Source organism: Magnetospirillum sp. SS-4 (genome assembly GCF_902729425.1).
In the GTDB taxonomy this organism is placed as follows: domain Bacteria; phylum Pseudomonadota; class Alphaproteobacteria; order Rhodospirillales; family Magnetospirillaceae; genus Phaeospirillum.
In genome coordinates this window covers 1-6,016 of record NZ_CACVCH010000100.1, presented here as the reverse complement: position 1 = coordinate 6,016, position 6,016 = coordinate 1, and the positions used below count along the sequence as shown (strand labels likewise).

Annotated in this window: 8 protein-coding genes; 4 read left to right on the top strand and 4 right to left on the bottom strand. The window is 52.3% G+C overall.

Annotation, left to right across the window (positions count from 1 at the left end; genetic code table 11):
• Nucleotides 1–37 precede the first annotated feature (37 nt).
• Nucleotides 38–694: a hemerythrin domain-containing protein gene (locus tag MTBSS4_RS17510; protein ID WP_254432640.1), complete on the bottom strand. Its 657-nt coding sequence runs from the start codon at nt 692–694 to the stop codon at nt 38–40.
• Nucleotides 694–2,052 carry a PAS-domain containing protein gene (locus MTBSS4_RS17505; RefSeq protein ID WP_173984672.1) on the bottom strand — a complete coding sequence of 453 codons (1,359 nt, stop codon included), beginning with the start codon at nt 2,050–2,052 and terminating at the stop codon, nt 694–696. The genes MTBSS4_RS17510 and MTBSS4_RS17505 overlap by 1 nt, the downstream gene beginning before the upstream one ends.
• A 251-nt stretch (nt 2,053–2,303) precedes the next feature.
• Between MTBSS4_RS17505 and nrdR the strand changes: the two genes are divergently transcribed.
• Nucleotides 2,304–2,765 (top strand): transcriptional regulator NrdR, encoded by a 462-nt coding sequence (nrdR, locus tag MTBSS4_RS17500; RefSeq protein WP_040477340.1) that lies wholly within the window; start codon nt 2,304–2,306, stop codon nt 2,763–2,765.
• Nucleotides 2,766–2,849: 84 nt separating this feature from the next.
• Here the strand turns inward: nrdR and MTBSS4_RS17495 are convergent, their stop codons facing one another.
• Complete coding sequence (locus MTBSS4_RS17495; protein ID WP_008622021.1) at nt 2,850–3,230, bottom strand: response regulator; 381 nt, start codon at nt 3,228–3,230, stop codon at nt 2,850–2,852.
• 305 nt (nt 3,231–3,535) lie between these two features.
• Here MTBSS4_RS17495 and MTBSS4_RS17490 point away from each other — a divergent pair, with 305 nt between their 5' ends.
• Nucleotides 3,536–3,931 carry a Fur family transcriptional regulator gene (locus tag MTBSS4_RS17490; RefSeq protein ID WP_081609031.1) on the top strand — a complete coding sequence of 132 codons (396 nt, stop codon included), beginning with the start codon at nt 3,536–3,538 and terminating at the stop codon, nt 3,929–3,931.
• 142 nt (nt 3,932–4,073) lie between these two features.
• Here the strand turns inward: MTBSS4_RS17490 and MTBSS4_RS17485 are convergent, their stop codons facing one another.
• Nucleotides 4,074–4,316, bottom strand: a complete 243-nt coding sequence (locus MTBSS4_RS17485) for a helix-turn-helix domain-containing protein (protein WP_081609030.1) — start codon at nt 4,314–4,316, stop codon at nt 4,074–4,076.
• A 341-nt stretch (nt 4,317–4,657) separates the two neighbouring features.
• Between MTBSS4_RS17485 and MTBSS4_RS17480 the strand changes: the two genes are divergently transcribed.
• On the top strand, nt 4,658–5,122 hold the full coding sequence (locus MTBSS4_RS17480) for a DUF1465 family protein (RefSeq protein WP_008622018.1): 465 nt from the start codon (nt 4,658–4,660) through the stop codon (nt 5,120–5,122).
• Between the two features lie 127 nt (nt 5,123–5,249).
• Nucleotides 5,250–6,008: an EAL domain-containing protein gene (locus MTBSS4_RS17475; protein WP_008622017.1), complete on the top strand. Its 759-nt coding sequence runs from the start codon at nt 5,250–5,252 to the stop codon at nt 6,006–6,008.
• Nucleotides 6,009–6,016 lie beyond the last annotated feature (8 nt).

The following is a 6,016-nucleotide window of genomic DNA, read 5'->3' as shown; positions in this document are numbered from 1 at the left end:
GAATATCGCCATTATCGCCCGAAATGATTGCCTGTGTTCAACCCGCTGTATCGCGAATTGCCTGCACTTGTCCAAAAAACTTTCGGTCCTCTGATAGCATGTGCTTTGCCACCACGTCGTAGGCCAGGAAATTGAACAGGTCGCCCAAGGCCAGTTCGCCGGATGTGAAATTCGCCACCAATTCCCCGGCACGGTCGATTAGTCCCTGGTGGGTTTGGGCATGTTCATCTGCACCGGAATATCCTATCGAGCGGAAAAGGGCTTCTTCATCGCGGAAATGATCCAGAAGGTCTGCGACAAGGGCTTCGATCTGAGGTGCCACCTCATCGGTGGGTCGTTCTCCGATGACCGCTATCAGCAAATTATTTGCGTGTTCGAATAGGTTCCGGTGCTGCGTGTCGAGCAAGGCATGGCCGGATTCGTAGGTGCTCCTCCAGACCAGACGGAGGAAAGCGAGATCAAGAAGTTCGGCTTCGTCAGCCTCATCAGCCCCGCAAGCATCGGTGACCACCCGGTTACGCCCACCTTCTTTGGCTGCATACAGGGCTGCATCTGAACGGCATAGCCAAGATTCCCAGGGTTCATCTTCTCGGTATTCTGCAACACCAAAACTGGCGGTAACATCCCCAACACCAGGAAATTCGAAGGCCACGATAGCTTTGCGAATCCGTTCGGCAAGCAGGCTTGCAATCATCAAACCGCTGTTCGGGGTGACAATGACGAACTCCTCGCCANAAAACTGGCGGTAACATCCCCAACACCAGGAAATTCGAAGGCCACGATAGCTTTGCGAATCCGTTCGGCAAGCAGGCTTGCAATCATCAAACCGCTGTTCGGGGTGACAATGACGAACTCCTCGCCACCCCAACGACCAAGCATGTCGGTGGATCGCATACATTTCCGAGCGATGTCGCAGAACACCTTCAAGACATCATCCCCGACCGCATGGCCGTGGGTGTCATTGATCCGCTTGAAGTGGTCAAGGTCAATGTAGAGCATTGAAACGGGGTGACCGTAGCGGGCCTTTCGCAGCATTTCCAGCTTAACGGCTTCCTCGGTTCTGCGACGGTTCCACGTGCCGGTCAGATTGTCGTGCTGTGCGAGATGTTCCAATTCCTGGCGAGCGGCAAGCAATTCCGCGTTTGACGCTGCAAGGGCTGCGACGGTGTTCGTGAGTTCCTGGTTCAGAGCTTCGAGTTCGGCACTGCGTTCGGCCAAAACCTGATCTGCTATCTTATGGTCGGTGATGTCAGCGACGACGCACACCAGACCAGCACGTCCATTCCTATATGCAGGCATCCGCCGGGCCGTCAGTTGCCCCCAAAATGCAGTGCCATTGGATCGCCAATAGTGGCGTTCAAGGTTGACGTTGGGGCGGTCACAGGCAAGGTGATCCGCCATATTCTTCCGGGCAATTTCCTGTTCTACGGGATCAACCAGATCGACATATTCTATACCAATCAATGATTCCAAGGGGATCATGAACATTTCCGCCATCCGTTGATTGGCTGTGCCAATTCTGCCACTGGAATCGATAGTAAAAATAGCAACGCTGGAATTGTCAAAGATCAGTCGCAGCAGACCTTCATTATCACGAAGGTTTTCCTCGGCTTCACGTCGTTCAGTAATGTCCGTGTACAGGGTTATGAAGCCACCGCTCGGCAGCGGTTGACCTGAAATTTCAAGGATGGTTCCATCAGGCCGAACACGATCAAACTGGTGCGGCTTCATAGCCCCTGCTCTCTGTACAACCTGTCCCGCGAGTTCCTCTGGGTCACCTGGGCCATATTCACCGCGTCGGGCGTTGAACAGGGCCAGGGACTTCATTGACGGCAGGCCGTCATCAAACAATTCGTCGGGGAAATCCAGCAGCCTCCTGAACAGGCCGTTGCAGGCTATCATCTCCAAGTTCTGATCGAACAGCGTTACGCCGCACGGAAGATGGTCGATGATGGATTGAATGATGCGGCGGCATTCTGGGGAATTGGCGAGCATCAACAGGCCGTTGAGGCCATTGGTTTCAACATCCTGGTTGGCCCAATTGTCATCCATTTCGGATTTCAGCCTATCTCGCAACCGGCGAACATAATTCTACCAAAAGTATGGCAAGCCTATGTCCATTGGGTCAATCCATCGTGCACTCGGATGCACCCGTTGTTACAAGTCGTCTCAATCCATAGCCGCGTTAAAATTTGTGACAGAGCCTCCTCCTTTTGGGGATGGCAGTGCCGCTGTTCTTGCTGGCCGCGACCGTTTCCTGAATGATCTGCATGAACATCGATTGGGGGGAGGGGGAGGCGAGCATGCGTTGTCCTTTTTGCGGACATGACGACACCCAGGTGAAAGATTCCCGCCCTACTGATGACAATGCATCCATCCGCCGCCGCCGAGCGTGTCCAGCCTGTGCATCCCGATTCACCACCTTCGAGCGGGTTCAAATCCGCGATCTGGTGGTGATCAAGAAGGACGGCAGCCGGTCCACCTTTGACCGCGACAAGGTGGTCAAATCGCTTCAGATCGCTTTGCGGAAACGTCCCGTGGATGAGGAACAGATCGAACGCATCGTCAATGGCATCCATCGCCGCCTGGAGAGCTTGGGGGAGAACGAGGTTCCGTCCAAGCTCATCGGCGAACTGGTCATGGATGTGCTGATGGAGATGGATCAGGTGGCCTATTTGCGGTACGCCTCGGTCTACCGAAACTTCCGCGAAGCCAAGGATTTTGGCGATTTTCTGGGGAAGATGGGACGGCAAGGCGATGACTAAAGCCGCATGACGATAAGCCTACAAGGTATTGGCCAATATCCCCGTTACTTTCCCCCGGAAGCCCCCCCTTTACGGCAGAAATAGCTATCCCAAAAATTCAGTCACCTTGTTCAGGAATTTTTCAATTGAGATGGGCTTGGCGAGGTAGGCGTCACAACCGCTTTCAAGGATTCGCTCCTCGTCACCCTTCATAGCAAACGCGGTTACCGCGATGATAGGTATCGCTTGAAGTTCAGCGTCTTCCTTCAGTACGCGGGCGAAATCTAGGCCGGAAACCCCCGGCAACTGGATATCCAAAAGGATAAGATTTGGGCGGCTCTGCTCGACAATCTCTTTGGCTTCGCGACCATCCATTGCTTGCAGGGTGGAGTAGCCTCTGGCCTGAAGAATGTCATTAAAAAGCTTTAAACTGAGGGCGTTGTCCTCAATGATCAGTATGGTCTTCCTGGGCAATTGGTCCCGCATTGAGAGGCTCCAAAAATTCAAGACACATCCGCACCATAAGTATGTAAGCTAAAGTTTGGTCACCTGCAAATGAGATTGAGAATCTGCCGCATTCCCCCGTGGCGAGCCAATCAGATCAATGGTAACCGCCTACATCCGGGGGCAGCCGCTCAGCCATCAAGTTGTAAATCGCAGTCATTGCGATTAACTTGCATCATCATTCTTTTGTGGTATGTGTTTTGTTCAGGTGAATGAAATGCGACAGGAAGTGAGCCGTGGATGAATCGCCCCCGTCTCGTATCGAGCAGCGTTGCATTGAAAAATCTATGAAGATGACGGACCAGCGGCGAGTTATCGCTCGCGTCCTATCGGATGCAACCGACCACCCTGATGTCGATGAAGTTTATCGCCGTGCAGCCGAGATCAATCGGCATATCAGCATTCCCACTGTCTACCGCACCGTGCGACTTTTTGAGGAAGCAGGCATCCTTGAACGGCACGATTTCGGCGATGGGAAAAAGAGCAGATACGAAGAGGCCGAAAGTGACCATCATGATCACTTGATTGACGTAACTTCAGGGGCAGTTATCGAATTCTCCTGCGTTGAGATTGAAGCTTTGCAAAAGAAGATTGCCGCAGATTACGGCTATCAGGTCATCGGCCATCGCCTTGAGCTTCTTGGAGTTCCACTGACACCAGAAGATCGGCAGGAGGACCAATAGTCCATCATAGCCAGGGGGCCTTCAGCCAGGGGACAGGGAAACCTTGGACGGTGAAATCGTTGCCCGGTTTGCGTAATTTGATAAATGAACCCAAGATCGCCTCCATCTTGGTGACGGAGCCAACTCTGGAACCGTGATGAATTCAGCGACCAGGAAGAAGCTCAACATGAAGGCGACTGCCTGTGGCGGCGGCGTAGCGTGCCAGTGAAGTCGATGAAGGAAGGGAACGGCCACTTTCCAGCCGTGCAACCACGGACTGGGTGGTGCCCATCCTTTTTGCGACTTCGGCCTGAGATAGACCCGCCCGTTGCCGGGCACGGATAAGGGTTTCCGCAATCTCGAACTCGTCCACGACTTCGTTGAGGGTTTCGACCTTCCATTCCATGGACAGACCGTATCGCAAAATAGCGATTATTGGAAGGTAACTAAATGGGAAGATTTAGCGGCCTCGAAACGGCGAGCACTCGACAGAGGAACCGTTCGACGGCCGGATAAAAAGGCGGGGGGCATCCACATTGGTGGTGGCTGTTCGTCTTGGGAGGAAGCCACGAGGGGATTGAACCACGATGATCGAGATCCATCTATCAGGAAATAACCGCAATACTGCATATGGCTGGCTGGGCTGAAGTATGACATTTGGTTTTGATTGGCATATGATGACGGAACTTCGCATGTTAGCATTTTAAGAAACATTCGCCCGTCTTGGTGGTGGCATGAGGTGCGAGGATGCAAACAACTGCATATTTTCGCGGCCCTATTGAAGAAACCATGGCTCTGCTGGTTGAAGCTCGGACCTTCATGATGGAAACCGAATGGTGGGACCGGCAAAAAGTAGATGGCGTTAAAGGGCTTCGGATAACCAATGAAACTTTTCGGTTAACAAGCCGTCTGACTCAAGTTATGTCGTGGCTGATGTTCCAGCGTGCAGTTCATAACGGTGAGATTTCCGCAGAATATGCGATGGAAAACCAATTTAGGCTATCGGGGCATGATGTGTGCCTTGACACATCGCATTCTAATGATGCCGTGATTTCTGATGAATTACGATCACTATTGAATCGTTCACACAAACTTTTTCTGCGGATCGAGCGGCTGGAAACAAGTTTTGCTCGCACAGCAACGCGTCATTCCCCATCATCTAACAACGAGGAATTAGACGCTAATTTCGGGCACGCTGAAACTGAACATTGACCCGCTGCCATCCCCAAAAGTCACTCAGAGTTTCTTGGTGACGGTTCAAAATGCGGCAGAAAATTAGCAAAGCGACAGCAAATCTCGCATCATCCACGCTGCCGCGAACGAACGGTCCAAGGAAGCCATGAGCCATTCAAAATCTGGTTGCCACTCGTGCCTGGAGGGAAAGGGTTTTGCTATTCCTTTCACCATGGCGTTTCAGCCAATTGTGGATTTGCATGAGCGACGCATATCGACCTACGAAGCACTGGTGAGAGGTCCAGAGGGCCAACCTGCTATGAGCGTTCTTTCTCAAGTGACTGCTGACAACCGCTACGCATTCGATCAGGCGTGCCGGGTCAAGGCCATCGAACTTGCAGCCAGCTTGGGCTTGGACCGGCGTCTGAGCATCAATTTCCTACCCAATGCCGTTTATGATCCCAAGGCATGTATACGTGCCACCTTGGCTGCTGCGGAACGAGTCAACTTTCCCCTCGATCTCATTACCTTTGAGATTACTGAGGACGAAAGGATCACAGATACCCCTCATCTGCTAAGCATCATCAAGGAATACCGCCGCCATGGATTCAGGGTGGCACTTGATGATTTTGGGGCGGGCTATGCCGGTCTTAATGTGCTGGCAGAGATGATTGTTGATGTCGTGAAATTGGACATCGCACTGGTCCGCGACATCGACCACGATCAACGACGCCGTACAATTGCCCTGGGAATGATAAAGGTATGTCAGGAGCTTGGTGTTGATGTTGTCGCCGAGGGAGTGGAGCGGACTCAAGAATTAAAAGTTCTTCGTGATGCCGGTGTGCGTTATGTACAAGGATTTCTTTTTTCACGGCCCGTTGTCAATTCTCTTGTCAAAGACTCTGATATCAACCTTATCCTTTAACAGGGTGC

Excerpts from the sequence above, each read along its gene's own strand:
- MTBSS4_RS17490 (WP_081609031.1), top strand. The coding sequence starts at position 3,536 with ATGAAGATGACGGACCAGCGGCGAGTTATCGCTCGCGTCCTATCGGAT.
- MTBSS4_RS17510 (WP_254432640.1), bottom strand. The coding sequence starts at position 694 with ATGATTGCAAGCCTGCTTGCCGAACGGATTCGCAAAGCTATCGTGGCC.
- nrdR (WP_040477340.1), top strand. The coding sequence starts at position 2,304 with ATGCGTTGTCCTTTTTGCGGACATGACGACACCCAGGTGAAAGATTCC.
- MTBSS4_RS17495 (WP_008622021.1), bottom strand. The coding sequence starts at position 3,230 with ATGCGGGACCAATTGCCCAGGAAGACCATACTGATCATTGAGGACAAC.
- MTBSS4_RS17475 (WP_008622017.1), top strand. The coding sequence starts at position 5,250 with ATGAGCCATTCAAAATCTGGTTGCCACTCGTGCCTGGAGGGAAAGGGT.
- MTBSS4_RS17485 (WP_081609030.1), bottom strand. The coding sequence starts at position 4,316 with ATGGAATGGAAGGTCGAAACCCTCAACGAAGTCGTGGACGAGTTCGAG.
- MTBSS4_RS17480 (WP_008622018.1), top strand. The coding sequence starts at position 4,658 with ATGCAAACAACTGCATATTTTCGCGGCCCTATTGAAGAAACCATGGCT.